Source organism: Thalassospira sp. Z349TD_5 (assembly GCF_056173045.1).
On the sequence record NZ_CM149654.1, the window covers coordinates 2,401,383 to 2,417,368 of the forward strand.

The window sequence follows — 15,986 nt, forward strand, 5'->3', positions numbered from 1 at the left end:
TTCCAATGCGGCGTTTTGTAAAACCTTTGCGGTCAAGATGCCGGGAATTAACCCTGACGCGCCTTGAAACGCGGGTTCTTTTTATTGATCACGTATACGCGGCCACGGCGGCGCACGATACGGCAGCCCTTTTCCCGCAGCTTAGCGGATTTCAATGAGTTCCGGATCTTCATAATCTTAAACCTTAGAAACTTAGCCCCTTCGAGGAAGCCGGAAAATAGAAGTAGGACTTGCCCCTGTCAACACCTAAAACAGGTTGCGGCGACAGAAATCGGGACAAATCCCTATAAAAGCGCCAGCAGCAATCTAAAACCTTACCGATCACCTGATCGTTGCGTAGAACCGATAAAAGGCTAGCGACCCATTTTCAAGCATTTTTACGCGATTCATCCACATTTCCATCTCAGAAACCATATAATCCATCACATCGGGGTCTAAACCGCTCTTTTGGATGTCTGACAACAAGGTCATCCACGCCATTTTTATATGAGCCAGATGTGTTTCCGACTCATCTTTGGCAATACGGATGTCAAATTTAAGTGCGCCTAATTTTTCTTTGTATTCCTGTGCCGTCCATGGAAACAGCTCTTCGCCTTCCAACTTGGCCCATTTTCCAAGCTCTGCCTCGTCAAGATCACGGGTCAGCACGTAATCGGTCAGCAATATCTGTCCGTGGTCACGCAAGGTATCCGCAATCGCAGGAAGAAATGCGTCCTTTTCCGGGATTTTGAACAACTCCCCATAGGAATAGACAACGTTGAAATACGCTTTGCGCAATTCCGGGGCACGCGGATCAAACACCTGAACGGGAACTTTTTTCTGAACACCTGACTGAACTGAGCGTTCCATCCCAAGGAGCGCCAATTCGCCGTCCTGTTCATACGCCGTGACCCAAACGCCCAGCCGATCTGCCAGAATACGTGCCACCCCGCCAAGCTTCGCCCCAATTTCCAGACAACTTAACGTCTCATCAAGTGCCAGCGGCTTGGCCAGTTCAAGTGCGTATTCATGCCCCCCTGGGATCATGATCCCGTGATCAAACAATTTGTCGTACAGCCTGATGCGCTCAGGCGGCCAGCGCCCGATTTCGTCATCAAGGTCAAGTTCGCCCAATTCCGGCTCGACAGGACGGGCAAGGAATACCCGCATTTTGCGCAGCCAATCGGCATAGGCATCTATTTCAAGCTGAAGCAGATAGTATTCAACCGGATCGTCATACCCTTCCCACTTGGCCCGCATGCGGATACCAAAGCTAAGGTGATGACCCGGTGGCATCTGGAATTCGGACGCGTTGTCGTCTTCGGACAAATCGTCGTCATCATCGACATTGCGTTGCCAAAATTTCAGCTTCAATGTTGCTACCTGCTTGTTCCGGACGTGTTTAAACTTGATTCTTGCAAAATATGGCAATTCGTCAAAAGTGACAACGTGTTAAGATTTCAATCATATGATTGTGGCGTAAAGGCCATTGTCAAAATGGCCATCAAATAACTTCCCCATGCCGGGAACCCATGCAGGACAGGAATTTTCTTTCACCATGAATCAGGATCGCCTGAGCATATATTACCGCATCCTAAACGTTGCGCCTGGTGCCAGTGCGAAGGAAATCAAGCTTGCCTATCGCAAACTGGCGTTTGAATTCCATCCTGATCGCAACACTGACGCGGATTCGGAAGAAAAATTCAAAGACATTACCGAGGCCTATGAAATCCTGACCGGTGAACGCAAGGCTCCCGCGCAGGCCAGTAGTCCTAAAAACGGCTCCGCAGGAGCTCAAACCAAATCATCGACTTCCTCGGCTTATGGCCCGGATGCTGCAGGCGCACGCAATGCCAACAAAACCCGTCAAGGATTTGCCGGATCCGGCCGCAAAGAACAACACGCCAACCCCGGCAAGGATGACAAGGTCGCCCGTGCCAATCAGGCCTACCGCGAACAACAGGCCAAAGCCAGCGCGCGCAAAAGCAACATTCACCCCGGCGCACGCCGCCACAAAGGCAAAAGACCCGACAGCAACGCAGCGGGATTTATCCAGTGCGCCGTCACCGGCGTCGTATCGGCACAGCCACGTCTGGTCGAATTCAAAATCGTGCGTGGCTTTTTCAATTCTGTCCGTACAGAAGTCACCTCAGCCTACCTTGCACCCAAAGGGGCTCGGCGGATGGCGCTAAAAGCAAGCTTTAAGACATGGCTGCGCGGTTTTTGGGGCTGGCGCAGTTTTATTCCGGCATGGCGCGCAATCATTGGCAACATGCGCGGCGGCACCTTCCCGGCAGAAGGCAATGCCAAACTGCTGTTTACCCAGGCCACCGCATTTGAAAAATCTGGCAACCGTCCGCTGGCACGCGCAGTGTTGCTTCAGGCGCGTGATTTCATCGGCACGAACAGATCCGCCCTTGCCGAACAAATTCGCACCAGCATTCGCCGCCTCGAAGATGGTCAACCCGCCAGACGGGTGCGTGATGAATGGCAACGGGTGGGCATGATGGTTGCCCTGCTCCATCTCAGTCCGGTTTTCGTCGTGATATTTGCCCTACTGATCGCCTTTGGCCCCGGCCAAGGGTTCCTGACCCGTGATCTGCCTGCCATGGTCGCTGAAAAAGGCAGTCAAATCACCCGCCAAGTCGAACAGATGATCGGCGAAGACCGCGATCCATATTATGTTGACCGTGATTTACTCAACATGCGCAACGGTGCGGGCGTGACCAACACGATCATTCGACGGCTGGCGCGGTTTGAAACGGTTTATATTTCCGGCGACAGCAAAGGCATCTGGGTTGAGATCGACACATCAATCGGTGAAACCGGCTTTGTCAATCTTGATGCTCTTGTTCCGGGTAATGGCGCAGATGCACGCGATACATGGTGCAGCAAAAACAGCTGCGACTGACCACCAAAGGCAGCCAATCGCAGCATCAGACTTCTAATCTGCAGGTCTTTTCACGTCACAAAGACGATTAGGCCTTGGTCGGAATCGACTTCAATGCCGCTAAAAGATAATCCCAGAAACGGGTGACACTTGGTACATGCACACATTCGTCCGGGCTGTGCGCGCGTTTAATCGTTGGCCCGAATGATACCATATCCCAATGCGGATATTTCGATCCCAGAACCCCGCACTCAAGACCGGCATGGATCACGCGAATTTCCGGATCTTTGCCAAACATGTCGCGATGAACCGCCATCATCATTTTAACAGCTTCGCTATCCGCGTCCGGTTTCCAGCCGGGATAAGCATCGCCCCAGGAAACCGTCGCACCAATGTTTTCAAAAACAGCCGTTGCGGCTTCGCGGATCGAATCACGCGCCGAGTTGATTGAGCTTCGTGCCGACAGGGTCACATCGGCCTTGCCATTTGCCAGTTTAATGATCGCAAGATTGATCGAGGTTTCAACAACCCCTTCAACACTTGTGCTCATGGCCTGCACACCATTTGGCGCACCGACACAAGCATTGTTGAATTTTTGCGAGTCAGACGCGCTCATTGCGGTTGAAGGAAGATCAGCATCCTTGGCGGCAATGTTGAAGTTTGGCTCGATTGCGCCAATCTCGTCTTTCACGGCAGCACCAAAGGCTGCCAGTGTGGTGTTGAAAGCAGAAGCCTGATCAGCTGGCAAAACAACCGATGCAAAAGATTCACGTGGAATGGCATTGCGGGCCGTTCCGGCATTGATGGTGACAATCTGCGCACCAAGGTCGCGGATTGCGGTACGCAGGAAACGCGCCATCAGTTTGTTGGCATTGCCAAGACCAAGAATAATGTCGATGCCCGAATGGCCGCCCTTAAGACCGGTCAGCGCGATATCACGGGCAACAAACCCGGCATTCACGGCAACTGGCGCATAATTAAAGGTCGCGACAAGATCGCCGCCGCCAGCACAGCCGACACACAGCTCATACTCGTCTTCGGTATCAAGGTTCAGCAGAATGTCGCCTTTAAGACGCCCCGGTTCAAGGTTCATCGCGCCGGTCAGGCCGCGTTCCTCGTCAACCGTAAACAGAAGCTCCAGCGGACCGTGCTCCAGACCATCTTCGGTCATAAAGCCCATCATGGCCGCAGCACCGATACCATTGTCCGCGCCAAGCGTGGTGTTGTCGGCGGTAATCCATTCGCCGTTCATCACCATACGGATCGGGTCGGTATCAAAATTATGGCTCGAACCGGAATTGGCCTGCGTCACCATGTTCGACATGGGCCTGTAAAATGACCATTTTACGGTCTTCATAGCCCGGCTTGGCGGGAACCGTTATGACAAGGTTGCTGCCGCTATCGCGGAAGTGTGCGAACCCTTTGGCATCGGCCATTTTTTCCAAGAGCTGCAACACAGCTTCTTCCTTGGTCGATGGACGCGGGGTATCGCAAAGTTTCTGGAAATTCTCCCAAATCGCGACCGGGGCAATTTTGCTGATCTCGTTCACGGCGGCGCTCTCCTGTTAAAGTCTTCGTTTGTGAGTTTTCGCGGGTTCGATCAGTTGATTACCTCATTCACGGCTGAATTTAAAGCGCATGTAAGGGTTTCTGCGCAATTTTGCCCTGCTTAGCACCATCGTAAAGTCCGCAAGTTATTCAATACCAACGATTTCACTGCGCCGTTGCAACACCATAACATCGCGCCACTGGCCTGCCATTGGCCCATAATTCATCCGGCCCAAGCCACGCTTGCGCCCGACAATATCAAATCCGTGTTTTTGGTGAAGCGCGATGCTGGCTTGGTTTTCTGGAAAAATTCCGGCTTCCAACGACCAAAATCCATTCTGTTCACTCTGCGCGATCAGGGACGCCAGCAACATGTTGCCAATGCCCCGTCCTTGGTTGGCCGGGTCAACATAAACCGATATTTCGCCAACCCCTTGATAGACACATCGCCCGGAAACACCCGAAAGCCCGGCCCAACCGCAAATATGTCCGTTCCCATCACAGGCCACCAATCGACAGACATCAAGATGCCCCTGATCCCAATCAGACCATGTGCCTGCATTTTCCTGAAACGACGCATGCCCGGACTGTAATCCGCGGTGATAGACATCAACAACGGCGAATCCATCGTCGGGTGTCATGGCGCGAATATTCATTGGCAACTCTCCTGCTTCACATGGCTATGGCATGCAACAGAATAGGAGAAAATCGATTTTCGGGAATTGTGAATTTAACAACCGGGCATTAAACACTGCCGCCCCTAATCGTCTATCTCATCAAGCGTTTTGAACTTGATTTGATCACGACCGGCTTCTTTGGCTTCATACATGGCGCGATCCGCAACCCGCATCGCATCGGCAAGCTCAACAAACTTTTGCCGTCCTTCACCGCCAACGGTTGCGCCGAAACTTGCCGTGATTTTTGCGACCGTACTGCCGTCCTTGTTCGACGGCCACTTCGATTTCTCGGATCATGCTGGCCAAACGTTCTGCAATGCGTTTGGTGACCGCAGCTGTCGCCGATGGCAACAGAACGGCAAATTCTTCGCCCCCCAAGCGCACGACAAGGTCATCATCACGCAATGCCTGGCGCAAAACCTGAGCAACTTTTTCCAGCAGACGGTCACCAACAGAATGGCCATAGGTATCGTTGGTCTGTTTGAAGTAATCAAGATCGAGAACAATTAGACCAAACAGCCAACTTTTATCTTTAAGATGACGGATTTCACGCAACCGACTGACCGCACTTTCAAAGCCGCGCCGGTTAAGCGCCCGGGTAAGCGGATCGGTCGATGCCAGCGTATCAAGGAACTCTTCTTTACGCTTGTGATCGGTGATGTCAGTGGCCGAAACCATCACACCACCGCCCTCCATCATATTCATGCGAATATCGGCCATCCGCCCGGAAGGTGTTTGCATTTCATCAATCGTCGCGTGCCCATGCCCAACGGCCTTTAAACGTTCATAACAATCGCGCAACGCCGTAATTTCAAATGATGGTTCGACGTCTTCTGCCGTTCCGTCAGCGCCAAACAGGCGGGAAAATTCATAATTGTAATGAATGACATCAAGCTTGCTATCAAGCATCGCCACGGCCGAAGGCACCATGCGGATGACTTCGGTGACGGCCGCCTCAAGTCCGGACTTCGCACGCACCAATTCGTCATGCATTTCGACTTCGTCACGGACATCATGTGCGGTTGTTAAAACCGCAGGTTTTCCGTCATGCCACAAAATGCGCTCATCTGTCAGATCACGCCAAACCGATGTTCCATCATCAAGAACATCCTCCACCCGATGACGATCACCCGTGCGGTCCCCACTCAGAATATCGGCAACATGCTTAATGGCTCTGGATTGATGTTTCTTAGGGATAAACCGCAGGACGTTGGGCCGTTCCATAAAACTGCTGGCATTTTTCGCGCCCATAAGGTGCGCAAAGGAATCGTTCACATAAAGTGCGGTCATATTGCGATGAACCATCACGCCGATGAAAGACCGGCCAAGCATGTGATCGACCTGCATGGCAGTCGTGCCATTATCAATCATCTGTGCGGTGGTCAGAACAGCACTCCCATCTTCCCATTCCACGGTTTCATCGCTGATTTCCATCCACACAGGCGACCCGTCAGCCCGAATATTATAGACCTTCTTCCAGCCGTGAAAGCCAGTGCTGCTTTGATAGTTTTCGGAAAGTTTGGTGGCTTCATGGTGAAAACTGGGCGGGATATACTGGCGCATGTCGGGTGCGGCCATGAAATCCTTGACGTCCCGACGGCCAAGCATCTTGGCATAGGCATCGTTGACGTACACGGCTTGAAGGTCCTTATGGACAACAACCCCTACGCGTGAACGCCCATACAGACGTGCGATCTCTGTTGGTTCGAACCGCATCAACGTCCTGCATCCCCCGGAATCCGGACCATTTTCTGCAGGGATCGATATGTGTCAATCACTGCGCCTAATTGGCCTCTTAGCCTACATTATATTAGCGATCATTAAAACAACCCGATATCCTGCCTGCCACTCAAACGCCTGTATCACCCTTAATGTGATATCGCCTGAATAAACAGGAGTTTAGAGTTACCATACAAATGGATAATAAATACTTTAGGCTGAGTATTGCCTCCCAAACACCCTACAAATATGTTCATTGCACATGCTCGAAACGACTATGGAAACGGATTACATGTCCCCGAAAAACTACGAGATTATCGAACACAGTCGCGGCTGGAACGGGTATTTCAAGCTTGATGTGTATCGCCTGCGCCACGACACCTTTGAAGGTGGCAAAAGTGCTATTCTTGATCGTGAAGTGCTTGAGCGCGGACATGCGGTTGCCGTCCTGCCCTATGATCCGGTACGTGATGAAGTCGTTCTGATCGAGCAGTTCCGACCGGGCGCGATATCGGTTCAAAAAACCTATCCCGGCATGCCACTGTGGCTAAATGAAATTGTCGCAGGCATCATCGAAGATGGTGAAGAACTGCAAGACGTTGCGCATCGCGAAACCCTGGAAGAATCCGGCGGCACCATCATTGGCGATCTGGAATATATATCGCGCTACTATGTCACACCGGGCTGCTCAAGCGAAACCGTCACCCTGTATTATGGTCGCGTGGACAGCACGAACATTGGTGGCATTCACGGCGTTGTTGACGAAGGCGAAGACATCCGCGTTTACAAAGTATCGGCCGAGGAATGCTTTGCCATGTTGCAAAACGGGCAACTCTGCAATGCAACGGCGACAATTGCAGTACAGTGGCTTATGCTCAACCGTGACCGCATCCGTAAGGAAACCAGCGCATTGCGCCCATAATATAGACTTTGTGCTCAATTGACATTTAACACAAAATAAACGTGATAATTTTCAAACCATCTTGACTTTTGTGTATAAAAGACCCAATCAACAGGCAATCACATTTTAAACCTAACCACGTTGGGAGTTTGTCATGGACATTCGCAATGGCACCATTGACGCCATTGGCCGCACCCCACTTGTGAAGCTTAAAAAAGTTTCCGAGCTGACGGGCTGCACCATTCTGGGCAAGGCAGAATATGCCAATCCAGGCGGATCGGTGAAAGATCGCGCCGCCCTTGCCATCATTCGCGACGCCGAAGCACGCGGCCTTTTAAAACCGGGCGGCGTCATCGTCGAAGGAACGGCTGGCAACACTGGTATCGGTCTTGCTGTTGTCGGCAATGCGCTTGGCTATCGCACCGTCATCGTGATCCCGGAAACCCAAAGCCAGGAAAAGAAAGACCTGCTGCGTCTTTTGGGTGCGGATTTGCGCCAAGTCCCGGCCGTGCCTTACCGCGATCAGAACAACTATGTTCATGTGTCGCGCCGTCTGGCCGAAGAACTGGCACAGTCTGAGCCCAATGGCGCGATCTGGGCCAACCAGTTTGACAATATCGCCAACCGTCAAGGTCATATCGACACCACGGCACCAGAAATCTGGGAACAGACCGACGGCAAAGTCGATGGCTTTATATGTGCTGTTGGCACCGGTGGTACGCTTGCTGGCGTGTCGCTGGCACTTAAAGAACGCAATAAAGACATCCAGATCGGTCTTGCCGACCCGATGGGGGCCGCCCTTTACAGTCACTATAAATTCGGTGAATTGAAGTCCGAAGGAAGCTCCATTTCCGAAGGCATTGGTCAGGGGCGTATTACCGCCAACCTCGAAGGGGTTGAGATTGATCACCCGTTCCAGATTTCTGATGAAGAAATGCTGCCAATCGTCTTTGACCTTTTGAAAGAAGAAGGTCTGTGCATGGGCGGTTCCACCGGGATCAATATTGCAGGTGCCGTGCGTCTTGCCCGTGAACTCGGACCGGGCAAAACCATCGTCACCATTCTGTGTGACCTTGGCACGCGCTATCAAAGCAAGCTTTGGAACCCGGAATTCCTCAAAGAAAAAGGTCTGCCGAGCCCAAGCTGGCTCTAGGCCACGCCGAAAACAGCACCCGAAACAGCAAAACCCCCGACCAGAAATGGCCGGGGGTTTTGTTTTAGGCCCTGAGATTCAGGAACATATGTGCCCCCTCACCCATGCCTACGCCGCCTCAACTAAATTACCCTGCGCGCGTCGGGCGGCCTGCGTTGCCAACCGCCAAAGATACAGACCACATAACAGCGCACAAACCAGAAGCATTCCGGCAAATCCAGCCACCGCATTCCAGCCGCCATGCGCCCAGAACCAGCCACCAACCGACCCCATGATACTTGATCCCAGATAATAGGCCAGCAAGTACAGCGATGATGCGTGGCCCTTGGACGTCTCGGCAAGACGTCCGACCCAACCGCTGGCAATCGAATGGGCAACAAAAAATCCACTGGTCAGAACAACAATGCCGCCAATCACACCAAGCAAGCTTTCCAGCATGGTCATCGCCACACCAACACCGGCCAAAAGAACCCCCACAACCAACACAGGCCCCCGACCAAGCTTGTCCGACAAAGCCCCGGCAATCGAAGACGTCACCGAACCGCATAAATAGACAACAAAGATCAGGCCGATCTGACTTTGGCTCAGCCCATATGGCGCATCTGAAAGACGGAACCCAACATAGTTAAAGATCGTCACAAAACAGCCCATGGCAAACGCGCCGATCAGAAACACAAACGGTAATCCCGCATGGGTTAAATGCCCAGCCCAAGCCCGCAGATGATATCTGATCTGAAATCCCGGTCTCTGGACAAAGTTGCGCGATGCTGGCAACAAAATCGCAAACCCAAGGGCCGCGACAAGGCCAAGCGTCCCCATGGCCCCCAATGCAATATGCCAGCCAAACAGATCGGTCAGGAAGCCGATCACGACACGGCCACTCAGCCCGCCAATCGCCGTCCCGCTGATATAAATTCCCATCGCCATGCCAAGGCCCTTGGGATCAATTTCCTCAGCCAGATAGGCCATGGCAACCGCAGGCACCCCGCCCAGCATCAATCCTTCAAGAGCGCGCACCACCAAAAAGGCATGCCAGTCCGAAAGCAATGGCGCAATCAGGTTCAAAACCGACGCCACACACATCGATACAAGCATCAGTTTCTTGCGCCCTGTCGCCTCCGATACGGCACCGGCCAGCAAAATGGCAAAGGCCAGAAAACCAGTCGTCAAGGAAAGGGCGAGCGAGCTTTCGGCTGGCCCAACCGCAAAATGGCGCGCAAGTTCAGGCAACAATGGCTGTACACAGTAAATCAGCGAGAATGTCGCATAACCGGCCAGAAAAAGTGCGATGCTGATACGGCGAAACGCCGCTGAACCGGGTTTAATCCAGACCGGTTCAGTGGTCGTTTGGGCGTTGGTGGACGCGAGTGGGTCATCAACACGTTGGGGCGACGTGCTTTTCTGTGATGTGGTATCAGCATCGCGATCAGATAGCGCAGCCGGGGATTTTTCCCGATATGCAGGCATTTACGGCCTCATTTGGAACTATTCGTGGAACGGTTCTTATGGTTGCACTTCGCTCGCCATCCGTCCAATATATGATACAGTCAATCTTGATATGTTTTGGATATACCAATCATGGAACTGCGTCATATCCGCTATTTTCTGGCCGTCGCCCGCGAAGGAAACTTCACCCGTGCAGCGGCCAAGATCGGCATTGGTCAGCCGCCACTCAGCCAGCAAATCCGTGATCTTGAAACCGAAATCGGAACACCGCTGTTTCACCGTGTCCCCCATGGTGCGGAACTGACCGAGGCCGGATCGGCCTTTTTAGACATCGTAGTACAGTTCCCCGATCTGGCTGAACGGGCCATTCGTGCGGCCCAACGTGCCGGGCGCGGCGAAGTCGGTTCCATTCGGGTTGGCTTTACCGCATCTGCGGCCTTCAGCCCATCGGTCCCGCGCATTTTTCGCGATTTCCGCCGTGCCTTTCCCGGTGTTGAAATGACACTTGAAGAAGCCAACTCCGCACAGCTTGTCACCGGGTTAAAGGACGAACGTCTTGATGCGGTGTTTTTGCGTCAGGATGCGGTTGCCGGTGACGGCATTCGCCTGCATGTGATTTCGGCCGAACCGATGGTGTTGGTCCTGCCCGCCGGACATCCTGCAGCCCAGGGCGGCAAGGTTGCCTTGACGGAGCTGCGCGATGACGCCCTGATCCTGACGCCGCGCGCGGTTGGCCCCACCCATTTTGACAAAGTCGTCACCGCCTGTCGCGTGGCCGGGTTTGAACCGCAACTGGGGCAATCCGCGCCACAACTTGGCTCGGTGATCAATTTTGTTGCCGCTGAACTTGGCTTTTCGCTTGTCCCCAAACCAATGACCCAGCTTCAGGCCAACGGGGTTGTCTACCGCGAAATAAAGGGCGATGTGCCAATCGCTGAACTGTCGCTGGCCTATCGCGGCAATGACATCTCAATCGCACTTCGCAATTTTGTCAGCCGCACCCTGGCCGCTCATCGCGACACAACACCCAGCGAAACCTAAAAATAACACTTAGAATCAAAATTTTGAATCTTGATCCTGAACAAATTCAACAAGTTTTCCTGCCGCTTCTTCAACTGACATGTGTGCTGTATCAATCACCAGATCAACCTGTTGCCATGGCTCGTACTCACGCGCGCAAACCTTCGCCCAGTCTGGCAGCTTATGGTTTTCGATGTCACTGATCCGTGTTTCGACCCGTTGACCATGGACCGCCTTGTCCGAGCAAATCAACTCAATTTGAACATATCGCACTTCGGCACGTTCAGCAGCACGCCGCCATTCAGAACGGCTTATTTCAATCGGATTGACGGCATCGCCAATCACCATATGGCCCAGCCGCAAGTTATCCGTCGCAAGCCGGTTTGCCACCATATATCCAACCGGACCTATATCGTCATCTGGTGGCACATTGGCATCAAGAACCGCCTGTTCGATTGTATCAATCCGCAAATGCATTGCCCCAAGGGCACGCGCGGCAATTCGCGCCACAGACGTCTTCCCGACACCGGGTAAACCACCAAGAATGATCAACATTTCCGATCTCTTTTGTTCTGTTCCATCATGTTCATTGTCTCTTGGTACTGGCAAGGTTGCGATTTCAGGCTAGATTAACATCAACGTCGAAATCAGGCGCGCCTGCATCTAACGGCCTGCGCCAAACTGAAAGTCTGTCGAATGGTACAATACTCTCTCCTTGATCTATGCCCGGTCAATGCCGGTGAGCATCCCAGTGATGCATTGCGCAATACGCTCACACTTGCCCAGCATGCCGAAAAACTCGGCTATCACCGCTACTGGCTGGCCGAACATCACAATATGCCCGGCATTGCCAGTGCGGCAACGTCGGTCGTAATCGCCCATGTGGCGGCGGGCACGAAAACCATTCGCGTTGGATCGGGCGGCGTAATGTTGCCAAACCATGCGCCGCTTGTGATTGCCGAACAGTTCGGCACGCTTGACGCATTACACCCCGGGCGGATTGACCTTGGCATTGGACGCGCACCGGGAACCGACCAACGGACCGCCGCGGCCCTACGCCGTGACATGCACGGGTCCGAAGACCGCTTCATTCAGGACGTGCTTCAGGTTCAGGCTTTTCTGGCCCCGCTTGAAGGCAACCCGCCGATCCGCGCAGTTCCGGGTTATGGATCGCAAGTCCCGATGTGGCTTTTGGGCAGCAGCCTGTTTTCAGCCGATCTTGCGGCACGCCTTGGCCTGCCGTTTGCCTTTGCATCGCATTTTGCCCCGGATATGCTGATGGATGCTCTTTCGCTCTATCGTCACCGGTTTGAACCAAGCGAACAGCTCGACAAACCCTATGCGGTTGCCGCGATGGGTTTCTTTGCCGCGGATAGTGACGAAGAAGGTGAATATCTTGCGACATCCATGCAGCAACAGTTCCTGAACTTGCGCCGCGGTACACCGGGTCAACTTCCCAAGCCGGTTAAGGATATGAGCGAAATCTGGAACCGGGTCGAAAAAGCCGGTGTTGACCACGCCATGCGCTATGCCGCCATCGGCGGACGTGACACCGTGCGCAAAAAACTGCGCGAATTCATTTATATGACGAATGTCGATGAAGTCATGGTCACAGCCAATATTTATGATCAGGAAGCCCGCCTGAAATCGTTTGGCATTGCCGCTGACCTGTTCAATGAGATCGGCGCAGAAAAAAACGAACAAGACTGCGCCTAACCCATCAAATAACCGATCAAAAAATGCAAATACCGGGTGCTCCGTGAACCCGGTATTTGCATTTCATCATACGAAATACAATTCATCACAGCTTGCACTTGCATCCGTGCTCGGACACTATGCGCGCACCGTCGCTATCGTGACGACAATACCCTTGTTTCAAAAGGTTATGGTGCGCTCCCTATGACTGAGTTTCTGCTGGCGGCAACGCCGATTGCGACGATCCTTTTTTTAATGATCAAGGCCAATTGGGGGGCAGCACGTGCCGGTGCTGCGGCATGGTTTGTCACAGCCCTGATTGCCGTTTTCTATTTCGGCGCCCCAACCGACATGCTGATCATTGCCCAGGCCAAGGGCGTGATGCTGGCCCTTTATATCCTTTATATCGTTTGGGCTGCCCTGATCCTGTATTTCGCCGCCGACGAAGCAGGCGCGATTAAGACCATTGGCCGTGCGATCCGGTCGCTAACCGATGACCGCCCACTGCAATTGTTGATCCTTGGTTATGTGTTTGCAAGCTTCCTGCAAGGGGTTGCGGGCTTTGGCGTGCCAATTGCCGTGGTCGCACCGCTTTTGCTCGGCATGGGGTTTTCGCCGGTTCTGGCTGTTGCCGCCCCGATGATCGGGCACAGTTGGTCGGTGCTGTTTGGCAATATGGCGACCTCGTTCGAAGCCCTTATTGGTGTCACAGGCATCCCCGGAACCGAGCTTACCCATGACGCCGCCATTCTTTTGGGGCTGTCGGGGATGATGTGCGGCGCTGCTGTTTTGTGGCTTGATGGCGGCTTTCGCACCATTCGCCGCCGGATCGTGCCGCTGGTACTCATTTCCGGCACCATGGGAATTGCACAATATGTTATGGCCAATTACGGCGTCTGGACGCTGGGCGGTTTGACCGCCGGGATTGCCGGGCTTGCAATGTCGATCCTTGTCACCCGGTTCTGGAAACCCCATCCCGATGATATTGTCGAACAAGTCGAAGACGACCATCAACACATGCCGCTTCTTGAAGCGCTGACACCCTACCTTGTTTTCATGGTACTGGTCGGTTGTGCGACCTTTATCCCCGCAGTCGAGGCGTTCCTTGGCCACATCCGCTTTACCCTTGATTTCCCGGCCACCAGCACCTCGCTTGGCTGGCTGATCAACCCGGAAAGTGCCAAGGCAATTGCCATTTTCGGCCATCCGGGGGCGTTGCTTCTTTATACCTCTGCCATCAGCTTCGCCTTCTTTAAAATGCGCGGCCACTATGATGACGGCATTGGCAAACGTATCTGGCAACGCACCCTTAAAAGTGGCCTTCCGACCAGCATCGGTATGGTGCCAGTGATTGGGCTTGCGATCATTATGGACCATGCAGGCATGACCTATGCCTTAGCCGAGGGCGGTGCAGCCCTATTTTCCGGGGCCTTTTCGGTCGCTTATCCGGTGATTTCACCAGCCATCGGTGCGTTGGGTGCGTTTATGACCGGCAGCACAAACAATTCCAACGTTGTCTTTGGCATGTTCCAGCGCCACACCGCCGAACTTGCCGGCATTTCCACATCATTAGTGTTGGCCGCACAGGCGGCGGGCGCATCGCTTGGCAGCATGCTGGCCCCATCCAAAATCCTTGTTGGTTGTTCAACTGTCGGCCTGTCGGGCAAGGAAGGCCCGGTCTTGTCGGTTGTTTTGAAAACCGGTGTTATCCTGACCTTTCTGTGCGGGGTGATGGCGCTGGGCATGTTGCTGATTTCGATGCACGCAGGGGGTGTTTGACATGAAAAACAAACTGTTCAATCCGGCATTCTTGTTTCTGGCATCCCTGATCCTGCCGGTCGCCGCATTTGAAGCGGTGATCGCCCAAAACACCACAGCAGCCGACATTCTGCTTGGGCTGTTTGCGGTCATCATGGCGTTGATTGTTCTGCGCAAATAAAAACCCGTCGGGCAATCATCCCGACGGGTGCGACCGACTATCCGAATTAAAATGCGTTTAGGGCCGGAACGTTGCCAGTTTAACGCCAAAGGCAATGAAAACCGCCCCGGTGGTCGCCTTTAACACCCGCTGAAAACGCCCGCTTCCGGCATAACGGGTCAGACGCGCCAACAGCATGATCATCGCCCCGAACCACACCGCGTTGATCATGGCATGCACGCAGACCAGCATGAAGGCCGATCCAATAGCGCCCTCGCCGACCGGAATGAATTGCGGGAAAGCTGCCAGATAAAAAATCGACACTTTCGGGTTGAGCGCATTGGTCAAAAAACCCTCGCCATAGGCCGTGATCAAGGTCCGGCGACGCTTTGCCGGCGAGATGTCCGTTACCTTGGCAACACCGCGCCACGCATCGCGCAATGCCTTAAACCCGACCCAGCACAAATAGGCCGCACCCAGCAATTTGACGATCATAAACGCCTGTGCCGATTGCACCAGAATGACCGAAATCCCCAGGATCGACAGCGCACCATGCAGGTAAAAGGCGGTAACAAAACCAGCCACATTGGCAACCCCGGCTGCCCGACCAGATGTCGGCACCGTGCGCGCGATCAAAACGCCATTCGGGCCGGGCGACATCACCAAAAGCGACGTCACAAGCGCAAAACTTAAAAACTGTGTCCAATCCATGGGGCACTCCTTTGAGGCTGGCAGGCACCGTAAGAAGCACCTTTCCCAAAACTATAAATCTATTTCCCCAACCAACAAGCAGGTAATTGTCACCATGACATTTACCATCAACGCCAAATGCCACATCCAAAACGCGTTGGCGGAAAATGATAACTCTTGCGAAAATGATAAAGAATACCAGTGGTTCGCAACGATCTTTGCCGATAACTTTACCGCAAGAAAACAGAGACATGACAAACAGTCATGCATGAGCGGGACACTGTAACTCCCACGTATTTATACTCCTGATGCATCTCGGTGCTGCGGCATATTGCCGTTGCGCAATGATG

Annotated in this window: 16 protein-coding genes; 7 read left to right on the forward strand and 9 right to left on the reverse strand. The window is 53.3% G+C overall.

Going from position 1 to position 15,986, the window contains the following annotated elements; genetic code table 11:
* Positions 1–47: 47 nt before the first annotated feature.
* Both ykgO and AC0VXT_RS10970 read right to left on the reverse strand, forming a co-directional pair.
* A complete protein-coding gene (gene ykgO / locus AC0VXT_RS10965; RefSeq protein WP_007090004.1) occupies positions 48–173 on the reverse strand; it encodes a type B 50S ribosomal protein L36 in 126 nt (41 codons plus the stop codon).
* 148 nt (positions 174–321) lie between these two features.
* On the reverse strand, positions 322–1,353 hold the full coding sequence (locus AC0VXT_RS10970; RefSeq protein ID WP_101300135.1) for a class I SAM-dependent methyltransferase: 1,032 nt from the start codon (positions 1,351–1,353) through the stop codon (positions 322–324).
* 184 nt (positions 1,354–1,537) lie between these two features.
* On the opposite strand from AC0VXT_RS10970, the gene AC0VXT_RS10975 reads away from it, so the two are divergent.
* Entirely contained in the window at positions 1,538–2,890 is a 1,353-nt protein-coding gene (locus AC0VXT_RS10975; protein ID WP_475545468.1) for a DnaJ domain-containing protein, read from the forward strand.
* 67 nt (positions 2,891–2,957) lie between these two features.
* On the opposite strand, the gene pepD is transcribed toward AC0VXT_RS10975, so the two are convergent.
* The 4 genes from pepD to AC0VXT_RS10995 all read right to left on the reverse strand — a co-directional run bounded on the left by pepD (position 2,958) and on the right by AC0VXT_RS10995 (position 6,810).
* On the reverse strand, positions 2,958–4,193 hold the full coding sequence (gene pepD, locus AC0VXT_RS10980) for a beta-Ala-His dipeptidase (protein ID WP_475545469.1): 1,236 nt from the start codon (positions 4,191–4,193) through the stop codon (positions 2,958–2,960).
* Complete coding sequence (locus AC0VXT_RS10985; RefSeq protein WP_475545470.1) at positions 4,150–4,419, reverse strand: hypothetical protein; 270 nt, start codon at positions 4,417–4,419, stop codon at positions 4,150–4,152. Before AC0VXT_RS10985 ends, pepD begins: the two co-directional genes overlap by 44 nt.
* A gap of 144 nt (positions 4,420–4,563) precedes the next feature.
* A complete protein-coding gene (locus AC0VXT_RS10990) occupies positions 4,564–5,073 on the reverse strand; it encodes an N-acetyltransferase family protein (RefSeq protein WP_475545471.1) in 510 nt (169 codons plus the stop codon).
* A 228-nt stretch (positions 5,074–5,301) separates the two neighbouring features.
* Positions 5,302–6,810, reverse strand: a complete 1,509-nt coding sequence (locus AC0VXT_RS10995; protein WP_475545472.1) for a diguanylate cyclase — start codon at positions 6,808–6,810, stop codon at positions 5,302–5,304.
* Positions 6,811–7,075: 265 nt separating this feature from the next.
* Here AC0VXT_RS10995 and AC0VXT_RS11000 point away from each other — a divergent pair, with 265 nt between their 5' ends.
* Together AC0VXT_RS11000 and AC0VXT_RS11005 are read left to right on the forward strand one after the other, a co-directional pair.
* Positions 7,076–7,735, forward strand: a complete 660-nt coding sequence (locus tag AC0VXT_RS11000) for an NUDIX domain-containing protein (RefSeq protein ID WP_475545473.1) — start codon at positions 7,076–7,078, stop codon at positions 7,733–7,735.
* 133 nt (positions 7,736–7,868) lie between these two features.
* Positions 7,869–8,867 (forward strand): cysteine synthase A, encoded by a 999-nt coding sequence (locus AC0VXT_RS11005; RefSeq protein WP_475545474.1) that lies wholly within the window; start codon positions 7,869–7,871, stop codon positions 8,865–8,867.
* Positions 8,868–8,975: 108 nt separating this feature from the next.
* Here AC0VXT_RS11005 and AC0VXT_RS11010 read toward each other — a convergent pair whose 3' ends face one another.
* Positions 8,976–10,334: an MFS transporter gene (locus tag AC0VXT_RS11010; protein ID WP_475545475.1), complete on the reverse strand. Its 1,359-nt coding sequence runs from the start codon at positions 10,332–10,334 to the stop codon at positions 8,976–8,978.
* A 111-nt stretch (positions 10,335–10,445) separates the two neighbouring features.
* Between AC0VXT_RS11010 and AC0VXT_RS11015 the strand changes: the two genes are divergently transcribed.
* Positions 10,446–11,354, forward strand: coding sequence for a LysR family transcriptional regulator (locus tag AC0VXT_RS11015; protein WP_475545476.1), 909 nt, complete (start codon positions 10,446–10,448; stop codon positions 11,352–11,354).
* 15 nt (positions 11,355–11,369) lie between these two features.
* Here the strand turns inward: AC0VXT_RS11015 and AC0VXT_RS11020 are convergent, their stop codons facing one another.
* Complete coding sequence (locus AC0VXT_RS11020) at positions 11,370–11,888, reverse strand: P-loop nucleotide/nucleoside kinase family protein (protein ID WP_475545477.1); 519 nt, start codon at positions 11,886–11,888, stop codon at positions 11,370–11,372.
* Between the two features lie 141 nt (positions 11,889–12,029).
* On the opposite strand from AC0VXT_RS11020, the gene AC0VXT_RS11025 reads away from it, so the two are divergent.
* From AC0VXT_RS11025 to AC0VXT_RS11035, 3 genes are all read left to right on the forward strand, one after another.
* Positions 12,030–13,049: an LLM class flavin-dependent oxidoreductase gene (locus AC0VXT_RS11025; RefSeq protein ID WP_475545478.1), complete on the forward strand. Its 1,020-nt coding sequence runs from the start codon at positions 12,030–12,032 to the stop codon at positions 13,047–13,049.
* A 183-nt stretch (positions 13,050–13,232) separates the two neighbouring features.
* A complete protein-coding gene (locus AC0VXT_RS11030) occupies positions 13,233–14,807 on the forward strand; it encodes an L-lactate permease (protein ID WP_475545479.1) in 1,575 nt (524 codons plus the stop codon).
* Position 14,808: 1 nt separating this feature from the next.
* Complete coding sequence (locus AC0VXT_RS11035) at positions 14,809–14,967, forward strand: hypothetical protein (protein ID WP_475545480.1); 159 nt, start codon at positions 14,809–14,811, stop codon at positions 14,965–14,967.
* 57 nt (positions 14,968–15,024) lie between these two features.
* On the opposite strand, the gene AC0VXT_RS11040 is transcribed toward AC0VXT_RS11035, so the two are convergent.
* On the reverse strand, positions 15,025–15,657 hold the full coding sequence (locus AC0VXT_RS11040) for a LysE family translocator (protein WP_475545481.1): 633 nt from the start codon (positions 15,655–15,657) through the stop codon (positions 15,025–15,027).
* Positions 15,658–15,986 lie beyond the last annotated feature (329 nt).

What these genes read in the sequence shown, in the direction of transcription:
- ykgO (WP_007090004.1), bottom strand. Translation starts at nt 173, where the DNA reads ATGAAGATCCGGAACTCATTGAAATCCGCTAAGCTGCGGGAAAAGGGC.
- AC0VXT_RS10975 (WP_475545468.1), top strand. Translation starts at nt 1,538, where the DNA reads ATGAATCAGGATCGCCTGAGCATATATTACCGCATCCTAAACGTTGCG.
- pepD (WP_475545469.1), bottom strand. Translation starts at nt 4,193, where the DNA reads ATGTCGAACATGGTGACGCAGGCCAATTCCGGTTCGAGCCATAATTTT.
- AC0VXT_RS10990 (WP_475545471.1), bottom strand. Translation starts at nt 5,073, where the DNA reads ATGAATATTCGCGCCATGACACCCGACGATGGATTCGCCGTTGTTGAT.
- AC0VXT_RS10995 (WP_475545472.1), bottom strand. Translation starts at nt 6,810, where the DNA reads ATGCGGTTCGAACCAACAGAGATCGCACGTCTGTATGGGCGTTCACGC.
- AC0VXT_RS11000 (WP_475545473.1), top strand. Translation starts at nt 7,076, where the DNA reads ATGCTCGAAACGACTATGGAAACGGATTACATGTCCCCGAAAAACTAC.
- AC0VXT_RS11005 (WP_475545474.1), top strand. Translation starts at nt 7,869, where the DNA reads ATGGACATTCGCAATGGCACCATTGACGCCATTGGCCGCACCCCACTT.
- AC0VXT_RS11010 (WP_475545475.1), bottom strand. Translation starts at nt 10,334, where the DNA reads ATGCCTGCATATCGGGAAAAATCCCCGGCTGCGCTATCTGATCGCGAT.
- AC0VXT_RS11015 (WP_475545476.1), top strand. Translation starts at nt 10,446, where the DNA reads ATGGAACTGCGTCATATCCGCTATTTTCTGGCCGTCGCCCGCGAAGGA.
- AC0VXT_RS11020 (WP_475545477.1), bottom strand. Translation starts at nt 11,888, where the DNA reads ATGTTGATCATTCTTGGTGGTTTACCCGGTGTCGGGAAGACGTCTGTG.
- AC0VXT_RS11025 (WP_475545478.1), top strand. Translation starts at nt 12,030, where the DNA reads ATGGTACAATACTCTCTCCTTGATCTATGCCCGGTCAATGCCGGTGAG.
- AC0VXT_RS11030 (WP_475545479.1), top strand. Translation starts at nt 13,233, where the DNA reads ATGACTGAGTTTCTGCTGGCGGCAACGCCGATTGCGACGATCCTTTTT.
- AC0VXT_RS11035 (WP_475545480.1), top strand. Translation starts at nt 14,809, where the DNA reads ATGAAAAACAAACTGTTCAATCCGGCATTCTTGTTTCTGGCATCCCTG.
- AC0VXT_RS11040 (WP_475545481.1), bottom strand. Translation starts at nt 15,657, where the DNA reads ATGGATTGGACACAGTTTTTAAGTTTTGCGCTTGTGACGTCGCTTTTG.